General features: G+C 64.6%; 15 protein-coding genes. 7 read left to right on the forward strand and 8 right to left on the reverse strand.

The features are described from left to right. Positions 1–148: 148 nt before the first annotated feature. On the reverse strand, positions 149–664 hold the full coding sequence (locus tag IW252_RS05860; RefSeq protein WP_196835706.1) for a hypothetical protein: 516 nt from the start codon (positions 662–664) through the stop codon (positions 149–151). Between the two features lie 139 nt (positions 665–803). Between IW252_RS05860 and IW252_RS05865 the strand changes: the two genes are divergently transcribed. From IW252_RS05865 to IW252_RS05880, 4 genes are all read left to right on the forward strand, one after another. Then, on the forward strand, positions 804–1331 hold the full coding sequence (locus IW252_RS05865; protein WP_196835707.1) for a hypothetical protein: 528 nt from the start codon (positions 804–806) through the stop codon (positions 1329–1331). Between the two features lie 108 nt (positions 1332–1439). Next, on the forward strand, positions 1440–1931 hold the full coding sequence (locus IW252_RS05870; protein WP_196835708.1) for a GNAT family N-acetyltransferase: 492 nt from the start codon (positions 1440–1442) through the stop codon (positions 1929–1931). Between the two features lie 89 nt (positions 1932–2020). Beyond that, positions 2021–3070, forward strand: coding sequence for a saccharopine dehydrogenase family protein (locus tag IW252_RS05875; RefSeq protein WP_196835709.1), 1050 nt, complete (start codon positions 2021–2023; stop codon positions 3068–3070). Next, the gene (locus tag IW252_RS05880) at positions 3070–3669 is read left to right on the forward strand and encodes a TetR/AcrR family transcriptional regulator (protein WP_231365924.1); all 600 of its coding nucleotides are present in this window, start codon (positions 3070–3072) and stop codon (positions 3667–3669) included. The genes IW252_RS05875 and IW252_RS05880 overlap by 1 nt, the downstream gene beginning before the upstream one ends. A gap of 22 nt (positions 3670–3691) precedes the next feature. On the opposite strand, the gene IW252_RS05885 is transcribed toward IW252_RS05880, so the two are convergent. From IW252_RS05885 to IW252_RS05915, 7 genes are all read right to left on the reverse strand, one after another. After that, positions 3692–3895, reverse strand: a complete 204-nt coding sequence (locus IW252_RS05885; RefSeq protein WP_196835710.1) for a hypothetical protein — start codon at positions 3893–3895, stop codon at positions 3692–3694. 161 nt (positions 3896–4056) lie between these two features. After that, a complete protein-coding gene (locus IW252_RS05890; RefSeq protein WP_231365925.1) occupies positions 4057–5223 on the reverse strand; it encodes a Gfo/Idh/MocA family protein in 1167 nt (388 codons plus the stop codon). After that, positions 5220–6008: a ThuA domain-containing protein gene (locus IW252_RS05895; protein WP_196835711.1), complete on the reverse strand. Its 789-nt coding sequence runs from the start codon at positions 6006–6008 to the stop codon at positions 5220–5222. Before IW252_RS05895 ends, IW252_RS05890 begins: the two co-directional genes overlap by 4 nt. A 35-nt stretch (positions 6009–6043) precedes the next feature. After that, on the reverse strand, positions 6044–6931 hold the full coding sequence (locus IW252_RS05900) for a carbohydrate ABC transporter permease (protein ID WP_196835712.1): 888 nt from the start codon (positions 6929–6931) through the stop codon (positions 6044–6046). A 15-nt stretch (positions 6932–6946) separates the two neighbouring features. Beyond that, positions 6947–7930, reverse strand: coding sequence for a carbohydrate ABC transporter permease (locus IW252_RS05905; RefSeq protein WP_196835713.1), 984 nt, complete (start codon positions 7928–7930; stop codon positions 6947–6949). Between the two features lie 12 nt (positions 7931–7942). Then, the gene (locus IW252_RS05910) at positions 7943–9184 is read right to left on the reverse strand and encodes a sugar ABC transporter substrate-binding protein (protein WP_196835714.1); all 1242 of its coding nucleotides are present in this window, start codon (positions 9182–9184) and stop codon (positions 7943–7945) included. A 90-nt stretch (positions 9185–9274) separates the two neighbouring features. Then, on the reverse strand, positions 9275–10498 hold the full coding sequence (locus IW252_RS05915; protein WP_331271459.1) for a Gfo/Idh/MocA family protein: 1224 nt from the start codon (positions 10496–10498) through the stop codon (positions 9275–9277). A 143-nt stretch (positions 10499–10641) separates the two neighbouring features. On the opposite strand from IW252_RS05915, the gene IW252_RS05920 reads away from it, so the two are divergent. From IW252_RS05920 to IW252_RS05930, 3 genes are all read left to right on the forward strand, one after another. Then, positions 10642–11664: a LacI family DNA-binding transcriptional regulator gene (locus IW252_RS05920; RefSeq protein ID WP_196835715.1), complete on the forward strand. Its 1023-nt coding sequence runs from the start codon at positions 10642–10644 to the stop codon at positions 11662–11664. Between the two features lie 1500 nt (positions 11665–13164). Then, on the forward strand, positions 13165–14520 hold the full coding sequence (locus tag IW252_RS05925) for an adenine-specific methyltransferase EcoRI family protein (RefSeq protein WP_331271460.1): 1356 nt from the start codon (positions 13165–13167) through the stop codon (positions 14518–14520). Further along, positions 14517–15704, forward strand: coding sequence for an HNH endonuclease family protein (locus IW252_RS05930; RefSeq protein WP_196835717.1), 1188 nt, complete (start codon positions 14517–14519; stop codon positions 15702–15704). Before IW252_RS05925 ends, IW252_RS05930 begins: the two co-directional genes overlap by 4 nt. Positions 15705–16093 lie beyond the last annotated feature (389 nt).

Raw genomic sequence — 16093 nt, forward strand, 5'->3', positions numbered from 1 at the left:
TCTACGCCGGTGGCACGCGCGGGGTCTATCGGAGCCGTCACATGTCAGCCCGCCTCACGCGGGTGGCGGCGCAGGCGGAGTACGACGGCGGGTGCCGGCAGGATCAGCTGGGCCTCGAAGTGCGCAGTGCCGGCCGCAGCTGCAGCGATCAGTACACGTGCAGGCTCGCCCCATAACCGAGTGGAATTCCCGTGCCAGCAGCCCAACACTGCAGCACCTCGATGGCCTGCTTAGACGTGAGGAAATGTTCCGGTTCAAAGCGGTCAGGCTGATTGGGGGCATCCTCAGAGGCCACGGTTGGCCCGACCCGCCAGTTATACGTACCCCAGCCGTACTCATGTGTGTGCTGGCCCAGATACCCGATCTCTAGAACGAATTCGTCCTGGCCGACCTCGGTGATCTGCACGTATTTAGTGCCGTTGTAGTCCTCGACGGCGAGGTTTGCTTGTTGCCCCACCAGCCTCAGCACCAGGCCTTCGAGTTGGTGCGCCGATTCCACCTCATGCCATCCCGATTCATTCCACGAGCGGCTGATTTGCCACCACAAGCCGGGTAGGGGCGTCGTTGAGAGCAACAGCTCAAAATGCTCCACAAAGTCGTTGCGCGCATCCTGTTGTAGTTGTTGGAGCTGGCCGGCTCTTTCCACTGTTCCCTGCACGCTCATCAATGCGCCTCCTCGAATTTCCCATGGTCCTTGTACCGAAGAATACCCGCACGACACCACTCGCCTTCTAGATAAGTGTGGAATTCACATTCCAGCTTTCCTAACGTGTGCCTTCCAGGAGCTAGAGTGAAATTCATCGATGAGCCGGCAACCGGCTTGCTCAGGAAAGAGTTGGGGAATTCTAATGACATCAATGCGTGCGCCCGAACCGCTGCGGGATCCGAAGCCACAGCTTTCCACGCGAGAACGGTACGATTTTCGGCCCCTCACCCTGACTTGGCAGGAAGCGGCGCACGATGCCGTCGAGGCGCTGCTCAGCCGTGACCCGCACATCGTCCCCACTTCGGAATTCCTCGAGGGCTTCAAGTGTGCCCCCGAAGAAATTCTCAGCGAACTTGATGAGCACGACTGGGACGAGCTCTTTTTCCAGGATTACTTGGCCAAGAATCGGCAGTTGCTACGAGAAGGTGCCACTCCGCCATTCAAGGACGCCGATCTCCTCCGAACGAAACAGGCAATCATGGCAAACTCTTCCCGTCAGCTCAATGGAATCATTAAACAAATACTTGCAGGCGCACAAACAACCACTGTCAGGACGTGCGAGGGCATGCACCCACCCCAAGGTTTACGCCCGCCGGTTGCCTCGCCTGACGAAGCATCCGATTAGCGACCAGCAGCGGACCCGCGCCGCATGGCCTCGACGCCGACCGCGGGACGCCCTGGTGCTAGCCTGCTGGCACTCGCATTAAGCACTCTGCCTTCAGGAGGCATCCCCATGCAGATTCGACTCGAGCGGGCGCAGGACACCGACGCGATTCGAGCGTTGATCGAGGAAGCGTTCGTGCCCGTGGAGCACAGCGACGGCAGTGAACCTCGCATTGTGGATCAGTTGCGCCGTGACGGGGACCTCACGCTGTCTTTGGTAGCGGACGACGGCGGCACGATCGTCGGCCACATCGCCTTCTCCCCCGTCAGCGCCGGGCGGGCGATGACGGGCTGGTTCGGCCTTGGCCCGGTCTCGGTCGCACCCCACCGCCAGGGCGAGGGCATCGGCCGCGCCTTGATCGAGGCCGGGCTGGCCGCCCTCCGCGAGCGCGGTGCCGCCGGCTGCGCCCTCCTGGGCGACCCGGCGCTCTACAGCCGGTTCGGCTTTGCCAGCGGCGCGCTGACCTACCAGGGCCTGCCCCCCGAGTACATCCAACACCTCACTCTGGACGGCTCGGCCGCTCCCCACGGGGAGCTGACGTACGCGCCGGCCTTCGGGTAAACGCCTCCACCTGACTGCCGGACCGTCACCGCAGCCACACCGACGCCCCCCACCTCGACTTAATAGGTCATTTGACCTAAGTTGTGGCTATGACTGACTTTTTGCAGCATTCACCCACGGGCCCTGTGCTCATCGTCGGCGGCTACGGCACCGTGGGCAGCGCCCTCGCACGCATGAGCGCCCCCGCGTGGCCGCTACTGATCACTGGCCGCAATCTATCCAAGGGCCAGGCGCTCGCGGAGGAACTGGGAACCACCCTCCGCCGCTGGGATCTAAAAGATCCAGAACCATTCACGGCAGCACCGCGAGCCATCGTCAGCACGGTCAATGACCCCGATGACCGGGTTCTGCGCGCCGCAGCCACTGCGGGCATCCCCTACGTGGACGTCACCCGCTGGACCAGCCGCATGATGAAAGCGGCCACCACCGCCGCCCACTTGGACCCGAGCGCGCCCGTCGTACTGTCCTCCGGCTGGATGGGCGGCGTCGTCAACCTGGTGGCGGCCTCCCTGAGCGAGGAACTCGGCGGCGCAGACCGCGTGGACGTCGCCATTCGGTATGACGTCAAGGATCAGGCGGGCGTGGATTCAGTCGACTTCATGGACCGCCTAGGGCAGGACTTTGAGGTCCGGCGGGACGGAACGCTGACCACGGTCAGCCCGCTGTCCGACGCCGGTTGGGTGGACATTGGCGGGCATCGCACCCGGGTGGCCCGCCTGGATACGCCCGAACAGATCACGTTGCCCATCACGCTGGGCATCGGGGAGGTCACCACCCGCATCGGCTTCAGCTCCCGCGCCGCCACCTCCGCGCTCCTCGCGGCGAAGAAAATGGGGCTTTTCCGCTGGGGCCGCGGCGAGCGGTGGACCGGCCTGCGTCGATCCCTGCTCTACTCCCCCGGGCCGGGCGGGAGCGCCATGATCCGTCTCGATGCCCAACGTGCCGGAGAGCGCCGTTCGGTGATCATCACGGACCCCGCGGGCCAGGCGCACCTGACGGCACTGGGCGGGTATTTGGCACTCCAGCAGGCCTTGGACGCATCGACGAGCGCTGGCGTGGCTTTTCCCGAATCCCGGCGGGATCTTGCCGGCGCGCTCGCGACGCTGGCCGCGCACCACGTCTCGGTGGTGCCCGCCTGATGGCCACTAAAGGAGAATTGCGCCGCGAATCCCTGCTGGACACCGCCGAACATGTGCTGGTCACCGCAGGCAACGCCAATGCGTCCATGCGCAGCTTCGCCGCTGCCGCCGACGTGCGGATGGGCCACCTACAGCACTATTTCCCGACCCGCTCGGACCTCATGCAAGCGGTCCTCGAGCGGTTCATGCGCCGCTCCTTGGCCTCCATGCGTCAGGCGACGGGCATCGATCTGGAACAGGAGGACGACGCCCCGCTCACCAGCGCTGACACCCAGCGCATCGCCACGGCGTTGCTCGAGGCGCAATGCGAGCCGACGACGGCGCGGCTGTACGTGGAGATCTGGGCGATGGCCGCTTCCGATGAGTCCATTGCCACCGAGCTGCGGGGCTTCTACGCGAGCTACGCGAAGCACGTGCGGCGCGTTGTGGAGCGAGCCCGGCCGGAGCTCAGCCACGACGCCCGGGACGCCAAGGCGCACTCCATCATTGCCCTGCTGGAAGGCGCCGTGATCTCCGGCGCAGCGTTCGCCGGGCTCCGCTCGGCCGGGACGGACACCGAGATCATCGGGGCCATCAACCACCTGATCCACGGCGCTTAGCGAGGAGCCGAAGAGGGGCCCGCTACGTGCGGCCGCCGAAGGTGCCGGTAATGAGCGCGTAGGACTCAGCCATGGCCCGGGCCCGCGCCGGGTCCGGTTCGTCTTGGATGCGCCCCAGCAGATGCTCGCGCGTCTTGAGCTCTTGGTACTTGAGGACGTTCTTCAGCTTCTCGATGTCACTGTTCTGCGCGCCCCGCGTCTTGTTTTCGAACGGCTCTGTTGTCATGTTCTGCTCCCGCCTCGGAAAGTGGTGCGTTGAACGAACTCTACTGCTGGCGCCGCGACCACGCTCCTCCATCCCCCACCGCTGACGAGGAGCGGGCTGCCTGTGGACATGCAGACGTGTCCACAGACAACCCGCTCCCCGGTCCGCATCGGCCGGGCGGCCTACCCGACGGGTAGCGTCACCAGCCCTTCCACGTGCGCCCGCACCTCGGGCCGGTCCTCGGCGGCGAGGGCCTCGCGCAGGGAGGCGATCAACACGTCGTCAATGCGCACGCGCTCTCCCGATTCGGCGGAGGCGACGGCGGCCTCCACCATGGCCAGGCTGCGCAGGTTCTCCGCGGCCTCCGTCTCCGGGCTCCGGCCCGTGCGCAGGCAGTCGATGAACTCGGCGAGCGCCCCGGCGATCTCCTGCTCCCGCGGCACCACCTCGGCCTGGCGGGGCTCGCCCGCTCCAGCAGCGGTGCTGCCCGCGCCGGCCACACCCTCGCCTGCGCCGGGCACGTGCACCGTGGGCGCGTTGTCCCCGTCCCAGAGCGCGGTGCCGCGCTCGGCGCTGATCCGCCACTGCCCGTTCCAGCTGGTTTCCAGCCCGGGTGCGCACCAGCTGCCGGAATAGGTCAGCCGGGCGCCGCCGTCGAACTCAAATACCGCCTGCGCGTTGGCCGCCCCGCGGTACCAGGACCAGCCGGGGTTGTGCTCCTCGCAGTACACCGACACCGGGTCCGCGCCGATCACGCGGCGCGCGGCGTCGAAGTGGTGCACCGCCATGTCCACCAACAGCACGTGGTCCATCTCTTCCCGGAACCCGCCGAAATGCGGGGCCTTGAAGAAGCCGCAGTCCACGGCGCCGATCTCCCCCAGCTGGCCCACCTGCCCCACCAGCGCGTCCAGCGCGGCGAAGTAGCGGCGGGACTGGCTGATCATCAGCAACTGCCCGGCCGCGCGGGCGGCCGCCGCTTGGCGCAGCGCCTCGGCCACGGTGGGCGCGGCCGGCTTTTCGCACAACACCGGCAGCCCCGCGAACAACGCCTCCTCGTTGACCACCCGGTGGGCGGCCGGCACGGTCACGTTGACGACGGCGTCGGCCCCGGCCCGCGCGGCGACCTCGGCCACCGAGGTGCCCAGCACGACGTCGTCCGCCCCACCCGCGGTGAGGTCGGCGAGCGCCGCGCGGGCCGTGTCCAGGTTGAGATCGACGACGCCCACCAGTTCCGCCGCCTCGCTAGCGGCGATGGTGCGCAGCCAGTTGCGGCCCATGCCGCCGGCACCGACTTGGACGAGGCGCAGCGGCCGGTCGGCCGGCAGGCGCGGAGTTGCGAGTCCGCTCAATTCTCCATCGCCCCCTCGTACCCGTGGCCGTTGTAGAAGTCCTCGCGGTCATACCGCAGCAGCGTGGGGGTCTGGCGTTCCGGGCGGAGGCTCTTGGCCCACTCCACCCCGTTGGAAATCACGCGGCGGACCTCCTTCTGGTGGTACACGGGGTAGTCCTGATCGCCCGGGCTAAAGTAGAAGATCCGCCCGTGGCCGCGGCGGTAGGTCATGCCGGAGCGGAACACCTCACCGCCGGTGAACGTGGAGAGGAACACCAGCTCGTCCGGGGCGGGCACATCAAACTGCTCGCCGTACATCTCCTGCGCCGGGATGATGAACGGGTGCGGGATCCCGCGGGCGATCGGGTGGGTGGGATCCACGGTCCACACCAGCTCCCGGTCGTCCTTGGAACGCCAGCGCAGGGTGCACGTGGTGCCCATGAGCTTGGTGAAGATCTTGGACCAGTGCCCGGAGTGCAGCACCAGCAGGCCCATGCCGTCTAGGACGTGGCGGTGCACGCGGGCGACCACCTCGTCGTCGACCTCGGCGTGGGCGGCGTGCCCCCACCACACCAGCACATCGGTGCCGGCGAGCAGCTCCTCGGTGAGCCCGTGCTCCGGGTCGTCGAGCGTGACGGTCTGGACCCTCGCCCGCTCGCCGAGGTTTTCCTCGATCCCTTCCTTGATGGTGGTGTGCATGCCGTCCGGGTAGAGGTCCCGGACCTTCTGTTGGACTTGCTCGTGGCGGTTCTCTCCCCAGACAACAACGTTGATGGGGTAGTCGGGCGTGGTGGTGCCGTGCACGGTGGGCTCCTTAAGTCAGGTGGTGGTTGAAGCGGTCACTTGACCGCGCCGCCGGTGGCCCCAGCGGCGATGAATTTTTGGGCGATGAGTAGCAGGACGATGGCGGGCAGGGAGGAGAGCACCGCGGTAGCCATGACCGCGCTCCAGTTGGACACCTGGGTGCCCAGGTACTGGTAGATGCCCAGGGTCACCGGCCGCAGCTCGTCCGTAGTGGTCAGGGTCAGCGCGAACAGGAAGTCGCTCCACGCGAAGAGGAACGCGAACAACCCGGCGGTGACGACGGCGTTGCGGGAAACGGGCAGGGCGATCGCCACGAACGCCCGCACGTGCCCGGCGCCGTCCACCCGCGCCGCCTCGAGGATCGATGGCGGCAGCCCCTGCATGAACGCGCGCAGGATGAGGATGGCGAACGGGATGGAGTGGGAGGCGTCCGCCAAGATCAGCCCCACCGTGGAGTTCAGCAGGCCCACGGAGTTATAGGCCGCGTAGAGGGCGTTGGCGATCACGATGCCCGGAATCATCTGGGCGATCAGGATGATCAGCAGCGCCGCGTCGATCCAGCGGTAGCGGAACTGGGCCAGCGCGTAGGCGGCCGGCGTCGCGATCGCCAGGGACACCACGACGGCGCCGAGCGAGATCACGATCGAGGTCACCAGGTTGCCGCCTTGGTCCGCGATGGCGGTGCGGTAGCCCTCGAAGCTCGGGTTCCAGGGGATGAGCCCGGCGTTGAGGGTGTTGCCCGCCGGCTGCAGGGAGGCGTTGATCATCCAGTAGACGGGGAACAGCATCAGGCCCACGAACAGCACGCCGAGGGCGGTGTAGAGCAGGTTGGTCCTGGAACGGGTGGAGGTCGGCCGGAAGTCGGGCCGCTGCGCCACGGGCAGCGCCGGGGCGGTCCCGGCATCAAGTGATGGACTGGTCATGAGAGTTCTCCGTCTCTAGTTGGCCTGCCGGCGCGTGGAGCGCAGGTAGATCAGCGCGAACACCAGGGAGATGAGGATCAGCACGTTGCTAAACGCGGCGCCGACGCCGAACTCGAAGTCCACAAAGGAGGACTGGTAGGAGCGAATGGCGATGGTCTGGGTGGAGTTGGCGGGCCCGCCGTTGGTCAGGCCCAAGATGATGTCGATGACCTTCAGCGTGTAGACCACGCCGAGGACCAGCACCACGGAGATGACGCCCTTGAGGTTCGGCAGGGTGATGTGCCAGAACGCCTTCCACCCGGTGGCGCCGTCCAGCGCCGCCGCCTCATACTGCTCCTCCGGGATCTCCTGCAGGCCCCCGTAGAGGATGGTGACGTTGAACGGGATGCCCACCCAGATGTTCACCAGGATCACGGCCAGCAGCGCGTAGTCCGGGCTGGTCAGCCACGGGATGGCGCTCAGGCCCACGGCCTCCAACCCGCGGTTGAGCACCCCGCCGTCCAGGTCCATGATGGAGCGCCACGTGGCGCTGGCGACGATCAGCGGCAGCAGCCACGGCAGCAGCAGGATGGCCCGCAGGAACCCGCTGAGCGGGAACTTGCGGTGGAAGAACACGGCCAGGGCCATGCCGATCGCGAACTGCCCGGCGATGGATCCCACCGTGAACACGGCCGTGTTCCACAGGGCGGGCACGAACAGCTGGCTGCTCATGGCGGTGACGTAGTTGCCGAACCCCACCCACGGGGCCTCGCCCGTGAAGAACGTCTGGGTGGTGTAGTCCTGGAACCCCATGATGAGGTTCTTCACCACGGGGTAGCCGAAGAACGCCACCACGTAGACGGCCGCCGGCGCAATGAAGAGGAACTTGACGACGTCGTCCCGGCGGATCCGCCGCGCCCGCGGCGGGCGCTTTACCGGGGTGGGCGCGGTGCCCGCCGCGGCAGCCGGGGCTGCCGCGGCGGACGGCGCGGCGCCGTCGTCAACTGCGTGTTGGTGCATGACGGCCATGGTTTAGCCCTGGCCTGCCTGCTCGAACGCCTCCTCCGGCTCGGCCTGCCCGGTCAGGGCCAGCTGGATGCCGGTGTAGATGTCCGTGGCGGTGGCCGGCCACTCGGTGCCGAGCTGGCCGGTGCGGGAGCGGGCGTTGCGGACCTGCTCGGCGAAGGCCTCCATGGAGGGGACGTCCTCGACGTAGCCGTCGATCAGGTCCGTGCGGGTGGGCACCTTGTAGGTGGCGTTGGCGATGGCCATCTGGTTTTCGTCATTGGAGATGCACTCGACGAACTCGGCGGCCTTGGCCTGCTTGGCCTCGTCCTCGGTGTTCGGCACGGTCCACACCTCGCCGCCCAGCGGGGCGATCGGGGTGGCGCCCTCCTCGTTCACGGGCACCTGCACGGAGGCGTATTCCACGTCCGATTCCTCGAGGGACGGGATCTGCCACGGCCCGTTGACCATCATGGCCATGTTGCCGGCGACGAACTGGTCCTTCACGTCCGCCTGGGACCAGTTGACCACGGATTCGGAGGCGGAGCCGGAGTCCACCAGGTCCACCCAGAGCTCTAGGGCCTCGGCGGCCTCCGGGCTGGTCAGGTCCGTCTCGTCCGCACCGTTGGTCCACATGAAGGGCAGGAACTGCCACGCGCCCTCATAGGTGGCGACGGCGGAGAAGCCGATCCCGTAGCGGTCCCCCTCGGTCAGCTGCGCGGCGGCCTCCTTGAGCTCTTCCCACGTGGTGGGCGGCTCGATGCCGGCCTCCTCCAGCATCTCGACGTTGTAGAAGAGGCCCAGGGTGTTGACCACGGGGCCCAGCCCGTAGACCTCGCCCTCGTAGGTGGCGGCCTCCAGGATGCCGTCGGCGAACCCGGAGGTGTCCACGCCGTACTGGCTCAGCGGGGTGAGCCCGCCGGTCTGGGCGATCTCCTGCACGTCCGGGTTATCCAGCATCAGCACGTCCGGCAGGGTGTTGGAGGAGGCGCGCTGCAGGACCTTCTGGATGAGGTCCGCGCCGGGCATGGCCTCACGCTGGATCGTCACCCCGATCTCGGTGCCGCAGGCCTCGATGGCGTCCTGCCAGAGGGTCTTCTCCGGTTCGTTGTTGTAGTAGTCCAGCACGGTGAGGGTCTCGACGTCCCCGCCGCTGGCGGCGTCTCCCCCGCCGCCGCACGCGGTCAGGGCCAGGGGGACGACGGCGGCCGTGGCGGCCAGGGACAGCAGTCGCCGGTGAGTGCTGCGCTGGGTGGGCTTCTGGGTCATGGTTCTCTCCTTCTGAGGTGGCGGCCCGCCGGGGCGGGCCAGCGATGGTGATCGAGCGGTGCGTGAGTCGGTAAGGGCTGGGGCGGGTCTCTAGTGCGGCACGGGCGTGGCGCGGGAACCGTCGGCGGCGCTGGCCTCGACGGCGGCGAGGACCTGCTGGACGTAGGCGCCGTCGTCGAACGTGGGCTCGGGCGCCCGGCCCGCGGCGAGGGCGCGGGTGAGGCCCACGGCCTGGTGGATGAAGGTCTGCTCGTAGCCAAGCCCGTGGCCGGGCGGCCACCAGGCGCCGGCGAACGGGTGGTCCGCCTCGGTGACGTGGATGCGGCGGAAGCCGGCCTCGGCGGCGGGGAGGGTGTGGTCGTGAAACCAGAGCTCGTTGAGGTTCTCGAAGTCGAAGTACACGGAGCCGGCGGAGCCGTTGATCTCCAGCTGGATGGCGTTCTTGCGGCCGGTGGCGAACCGGGTGGCCTCGAAGCTGGCCAGGGCGCCGGATCCGGTGCGGCCGATGAACAGCGCGGCGTCGTCGACCGTGACCTGGCCCCGTTCCTCGCCGGCGGCGGTGGCGGAGAGCCCGCCGGAGGCGCTCGGCAGGGGGCGCTCGGTGACGAAGGTTTCCGTCAGGGCGCTGACCTCGGCCAGGCGCTGGCCGGTGACGAACGCGGCCAGGTCGATCAGGTGGGCGCCGATGTCCCCGAGGGCGCCGGAACCGGCGCGATCCTTCTGCAGGCGCCAGACCAGCGGAAAGTCCGGGTCCACGATCCAGTCCTGCAGGTAGCGGGCCCGGATGTGGCGGATGGTGCCGAGCCGGCCGGCTACGACGAGCTGCTGGGCGTAGGCGATCGCGGGCGTGCCGCGGTAGCTGTAGCCCACCATGGCGTGGACTCCGCGGCCGGCGGACTCGCGGGCCGCCGCCACCATGGACTCGGCCTCGGCGATGGTGTTGGCCAGCGGCTTCTCGCAGAGCACGTGCTTGCCGGCCTGCAGCGCGGCGATCGCGATGGGGGCGTGCAGGTCGCCAGGGACGCAGATGTCGATCACGTCGACGTCGTCGGATTCGATGAGCCGCCGCCAGTCGGTCTCCACGCGGGCAATGCCGAAGCGCTCGGCGAACTCACCGGCACGGGTGGCGTCCCGCCCGCAGACCGCTGTGACCTCGGGGCGCAGCGGCAGGTCGAAGAACTTCGGCGCGCTCTGCCACGCCTGCGTGTGGATGCTGCCCATGAACGAGTGGCCCGCGAGGCCGATGCGTAGGGGCGGGCGCTGGGCGGATGCGGCCGGTGATTGATTCTCCGGCGGGGTGACGGCCTGTTCCACGGCTCCTCCTGTTCTGGTGTCTCTGGCTCGGTGGGATTTCCTGCTGAGCGGTTAAGCGCTTAACCTGTTGATTGAAGAGTATGGAGTGGCTCACGTCACACTGTCAAGAGGGCGGATACTGTGGAGCCGGAGAGGAGGCGTTCATGGCCACCATGCAGGACGTTGCGCAGCACGCTGGCGTATCTATTGCCACCGTGTCCTTTGTGCTGAACGGGACCAAGGCGGTGTCCGAGCCGACCAAGCGGCGCGTCGAGTCCGCCATGGCCGAGCTGGGCTACCGGCGCAACCCGGCCGGCAGCGCGTTGGCGCGCGGACGCACGGACATCATCGCGCTGCTGTATCCCGCACTGCAGCGGCAGCTGCACGCGACGGCGACGCGGTTCTTCACCAGCGCGGCGGAGCGGGCGCAGGAGCGGGGGTTCAGCCTGGTCATGTGGCCGGCGGCCAACGAGGCGCAGGAGATCGATGCGCTGACCAAGAGCGGGCTGATCGACGGGGTGCTGCTCATGGAGGTGCAGCTGGAGGACGAGCGCGTGGAGGCACTGCGCCGGGGGACGACGCCGTTCGCGCTCATCGGCCGCACGCAGGACCCGACTGGCCTGCCGTTTGTGGACATCGACTTTGAGCAGACTGTCATCTCCGGCCTTGAGGAGCTGGTGGCGCGCGGGCACACCAGCATCGCGTTCATCTATGACCACTCCGGGCCCACCACCCTGCACGCCTACGGCGCCATCGCCCGGGCCAGCCGCACGTTCCGGGACACCATCGCGCAGTCCGGATTAAGCGGGGTGACCGTGGACTGCCGGGAGAATCCGCGGGCGGGACGCGAGGTCGGTGAAACCTTCCGCGAGCGCTACCCGGACGTGACGGCGGTGCTGATTATGAACGAGCTGGCGAGCCCGGGCTTCATGACGGGCCTGCGTCAGGCGGGGACCCAGGTGCCGGAGGATCTCGCGGTGTTATCCCTCGTCTCGTCGGACACGGTGGCCTCGATGTCAGACCCAGAACTCGCGTTCATGCGTGCCCCGGCCGAGGAACTCGGAAGGCTCGGCACGGACGCGGTGATCGACCGCATCACCGCGCCGGATTCGCCGTTGCCGAACACGCTGGTGCCGTGTGAAATGGTCAACGGGAATTCTCTCCCTAGACTCACTGAACAGGCATAGAAATACGCGCCGCCCCTTCCATAGCCGCGCGAAATCACGTTCAGCAATATTCCATTAAAACCGCGCAGCAACGTATCTTGCCATGCCTCAGTGTTCACTATCTATTAGTGGCCCAAATTTGCACTCATGACACCCAGCCGTCAATCGGTCGACACAGTACACTCCACGCATAACTTCAAACCACCGCTTGAAAGAGAAGACCACACAGTTCACCTAAAAGCCTCGCAAAATATCGGAGCATCTAACATATTCCTCACCAGCCGAGTAACCACGACTGATTCGAGACGAACGGCTGGACATCCATGCTTGTTCTAGGAATTTGGTAGCATTCGAAGACAACTCGCACGAGCGAGAAGATTTCCAACTTGGGGGGCAACATGCGTCAGGACCTCGCCACGGCGACTTCACACTTGGAAACCGCTACCGGCCGGGGTGCCTCTAACATACACGGCGTTGAGAATTACCTTAGGGACGGAGAGACGGTTTACGCCGTTGCGCTCGTTGGTATTTTCAACTCGCATGCAGTTGCGGTCGTAACAGATACACGACTCTTCATTACGACCTCAAACGTCATATCTCTTCCCATTGTCCGCACAACGCTGAACGCCACACAGAGTCAAGACGTCGTCCACACAGTGATTGGCCACGCAGGGGCATCTTACGAAATAAGCTTCTACAGTACGGCCTACGGCCAGTGGATCGACGGTTTCATTCGCGCGAAGAACGGCCAAGAACCCCGAGGAAAGTTCGAACCACTACAGGTCGAACAGAAATTGGATACTCCCGATACTCTTGCAGGACAATCCCACGACAAGCAAGCCCCTGGAAAGGGCCACAATAATCCTGCACTAGGATGCCTTGGTATTCTCGCCGTCATTGTTTTGGGCGCTTTCCTCTTTAGTTCATGTGACGAAGGTGGATCAACACCGTCCCCTAATACCAGAGAAGCTGAGCGTATGTGCGAAGAATCCATTTCGGGCGCCTTGAGAGCGCCGTCAACGGCTTCATACAGCCACCGAGTGCAAACACATAGCACGAACGCAAATGACTACAGAATATTGGTTGATGTTGACGCGCAGAATGGTTTTGGTGCCATGGTTCGTGAAACTTACAGCTGTAAGCTCCTCTGGCATCCGAGCACGCGAAGTTGGGACCTCACGAGTGTCACTCAGCAACCGTTCTAAGTGACGTGCATCTACACCACCTGGCCACCTAACCCCTTCGACCCAGAGCTAGAACTGAACCCAGGACGGTTCAAGCCAGGTTCACAGCCGGCCGCGTAGCGGACGCCCCATAGCCGATCTCCGAGCTAGCGAGGAGACCGGCCTAACTCTCGGTGAGGTCCCGTGACCGACCTCGCTCTACGTCCAGATAGGATCGGCAGAAACGTCGCAGTTCAAATGACTCGGCAACAGCACTGCGCTCTTGCGTCTCGTGTACGCGAGCTAGGCAAGAGCACATCGCGCCACCGGGGGAATGGTGTCGCAGAAGGGGTACTCAGTGGCAGAGAAGAGTAGGAACTCGAGCCTCACGGCTGCGAAGAAGGCAAAGAACGATGAGTTCTACACGCAGTGGGCGGACATTGAGCGCGAGATGAACGCCTATCTCGAATACGACCCTGATGTATTCCGCGGAAAGACTGTCCTACTGCCTTGCGATGATCCTGAATGGAGTAACTTCGCCAAGTTCTTCGCGCTGCATTTCTCGGACTACGGACTGAAGAAGCTCATCTCCACCAGCTATGCCCCGAACAGCAACCCGAACGTGAAGGACGTGTACGCACCAACGCTGTTTGAGTTTGACGACCCAAAGTTCGATGAGACGAAGACACGCGAGAATGGGAAGAAGTTCGTTCTCGATGCAAACGATCTCAACGGCGACGGGCGAGTAGACATCGACGACCTCACCTGGGAGTACCTAGAAGGCGATGGCGACTTCCGCAGTCCAGAAGTGACGGAGCTGCGCGACGAAGCTGACTTCGTGATCACTAACCCACCGTTTTCACTCTTCCGTGATTTCCTGGGTTGGCTTGTCGAGGGAGACGTGCGGTTCTCCATAGTCGGCAACAGCAATGCCATTACGTACCGAGAAGTGTTCCCCTTGATCAAGGGGAACAAGCTCTGGAAGGGTGCCACAGCAAATTCCACGGACATGGTGTTCGGCGTCCCTAAGGGCACTGCGGTCAAGGAAGCAGACAGACAGAAAGCCGAACGGATGGGGTACGCCTCCAATGATGAGTACGACTTCACGCGCCTCGGAAACTCGTGCTGGTTCACAAATATTGAGCATGGGCGACGGCATGAGCCTCTGCAGCTGATGACAACAGCCGATAACGCTAAGTTCAGCCGACACAAGGACGTACGCGACTCCAACTATGCAACGTATGACAATTTTGAGGCGATCGAGGTTCCGTACGTAGATGCCATCCCCAGTGATCACCAGGGCATCATGGGTGTTCCCATCACCTTTCTCGATAAGTACAACCCTGATCAGTTCGAGATCCTCGGCACTACTGAGGGCGACTACCCTGCCACGAAGAAGTATGCGAAGAAGAAGCGTGTCGTGAACGGGGTCCCCCAGAAGTCGAACACAGGAACAATGAGTGGAGTCATCCGCGAATCTGAATTCGGTAAGGGCACCTACTTCGATGTTGGCTACCCAGTCCGCGCCGTGTACAAGCGCATCCTCATCCGTCACCGCAATGAGGCCAACGGCAATCTCCGTGTTGTGTTCGGCGAAGGCACAGGACTTCAGGACGTCGAAGTCGAGTCGCCTAATAGCACGGTTAACGTTCGCAAGGTCACGGACGAACAGGGCAACACTCGGCTGGTTGCCGAAGGGGGGAGCGCGGAATGAAGACCACATTGAAGCAACACACAGTTGCCGCGGTCACCAAGGGATTCGTCTACAACGAACTTGAAGCTAAGGGCCTCTATGGCCTCTCAGGTTCTCTCGTTATCCAGCCTGAGTATCAACGCAACTACATCTACGGCGACGGTAAGAAGGACGTTGCCGTCATCGAATCGCTGCTTAAGGGCTACCCGCTCGGCCTGATCTACTTCAACGACGCCAGCGCAGCGTTCAGCGACGGCAAGGACCACTTCGAAGTGCTGGACGGCCAGCAACGCATTACCTCCATCGGCCGGTTTGTCACTGGCAAGTTCGCCATCAAACGCGGTGACCGTGAACAGACGTTCTCGTCTCTGCCCGCCGAAGATCAGGCACTCATCATGGACAGCCAGCTGCTCGTGTACGTGTGTGAGGGCACGGAAGGTGAGATCAAGGAGTGGTTCAAGACGATCAACATCTCCGGTGTCCCGCTCAACGAACAGGAACTATTGAACGCCGTCTACTCGGGACCGTTCGTCACAGCGGCCAAGGCAGAGTTCTCTAACTCAGGCAACGCCTTGCAGCAGAAGTGGGGCGCGTATGTAAAGGGTGATCCCAAGCGCCAGGAGGTGCTTGAAACGGCTCTGGAGTGGGTCTCTGACTCGAAGGGCCAGTCAATCGAGCGGTACATGGCCGATCACCGACACGATTCAGCCATCACGGAACTAAAGACGTACTTCACCACGGTCATCGACTGGGTAGGGGGCGTGTTCACGCGGAGCCCTGACCCGGAGATGCGCGGGCTTCCGTGGGGTAAGTGGTACGAAGAGTACAAGAACACGGCCTATGATCCGGGCGCTCTCGAGGCCCGGGTTCAAGAGCTGCGCGAGAGCGAAGCTGTGCGGGACCGAAAGGGTATTTACCCCTTCGTGCTCGGCGGCGAAGAGGACACTCGCCTGCTCAATGTGCGGTTCTTTGAGCCCTCCACGATTAAGGCTGCCTACAAGCGTCAGACGGCGGACGCGAAGTCCCAGGGGATCTCTAACTGTCCCTTGTGCGCGGTTGGCAACAATGCCAACAAGACTAAGATTTGGGCGCAGAAGGAGATGGACGCCGATCATGTTCACGCGTGGTCAAAGGGTGGGGCCACCACCGCCGAAAACTGCGAGATGCTGTGCATCACGCATAACCGCGCCAAAGGGAACAGGTAACTGTTCCGGCTGTAAAACAAGGGTTCATGGCCACCAGCGCCGCTTCCTGGATTCCAAGGGTTCTGCACGTGTTCGAGCCTGACGACATGGACATTCGGTCATGGCCGGCAGAAGGCCGGCCTTTCGTCCTCGTCCCCGACGGCGGCACGTTCCGGTTCGGTCGCGCTGCTCGCTGGAAGGATGAGCAAGTCCTCGTAGATTTCCCGGCTCGTACGCTGAATGCGTTCGAGAACAACAGCACATGGCTGCATATCTCTCAGCTAGAGCGTGTGCCTGGGATGATGCCGGAGTGCGCAGCTGCGCGCACCGGGTACGACGCTTTTGACGTGCTGTGGAAATCTGACCGGTGCCCCCTGGCCACGGCCCAAGCGAGTCTTAGAATCAGCTGC

The organism is Zhihengliuella flava, assembly GCF_015751895.1.
Taxonomy (GTDB): domain Bacteria; phylum Actinomycetota; class Actinomycetes; order Actinomycetales; family Micrococcaceae; genus Zhihengliuella; species Zhihengliuella flava.

Excerpts from the sequence above, each read along its gene's own strand:
- IW252_RS05860 (WP_196835706.1), bottom strand. The coding sequence starts at position 664 with ATGAGCGTGCAGGGAACAGTGGAAAGAGCCGGCCAGCTCCAACAACTA.
- IW252_RS05865 (WP_196835707.1), top strand. The coding sequence starts at position 804 with ATGAGCCGGCAACCGGCTTGCTCAGGAAAGAGTTGGGGAATTCTAATG.
- IW252_RS05870 (WP_196835708.1), top strand. The coding sequence starts at position 1,440 with ATGCAGATTCGACTCGAGCGGGCGCAGGACACCGACGCGATTCGAGCG.
- IW252_RS05875 (WP_196835709.1), top strand. The coding sequence starts at position 2,021 with ATGACTGACTTTTTGCAGCATTCACCCACGGGCCCTGTGCTCATCGTC.
- IW252_RS05880 (WP_231365924.1), top strand. The coding sequence starts at position 3,070 with ATGGCCACTAAAGGAGAATTGCGCCGCGAATCCCTGCTGGACACCGCC.
- IW252_RS05885 (WP_196835710.1), bottom strand. The coding sequence starts at position 3,895 with ATGACAACAGAGCCGTTCGAAAACAAGACGCGGGGCGCGCAGAACAGT.
- IW252_RS05900 (WP_196835712.1), bottom strand. The coding sequence starts at position 6,931 with ATGACCAGTCCATCACTTGATGCCGGGACCGCCCCGGCGCTGCCCGTG.
- IW252_RS05905 (WP_196835713.1), bottom strand. The coding sequence starts at position 7,930 with ATGCACCAACACGCAGTTGACGACGGCGCCGCGCCGTCCGCCGCGGCA.
- IW252_RS05910 (WP_196835714.1), bottom strand. The coding sequence starts at position 9,184 with ATGACCCAGAAGCCCACCCAGCGCAGCACTCACCGGCGACTGCTGTCC.
- IW252_RS05920 (WP_196835715.1), top strand. The coding sequence starts at position 10,642 with ATGGCCACCATGCAGGACGTTGCGCAGCACGCTGGCGTATCTATTGCC.
- IW252_RS05930 (WP_196835717.1), top strand. The coding sequence starts at position 14,517 with ATGAAGACCACATTGAAGCAACACACAGTTGCCGCGGTCACCAAGGGA.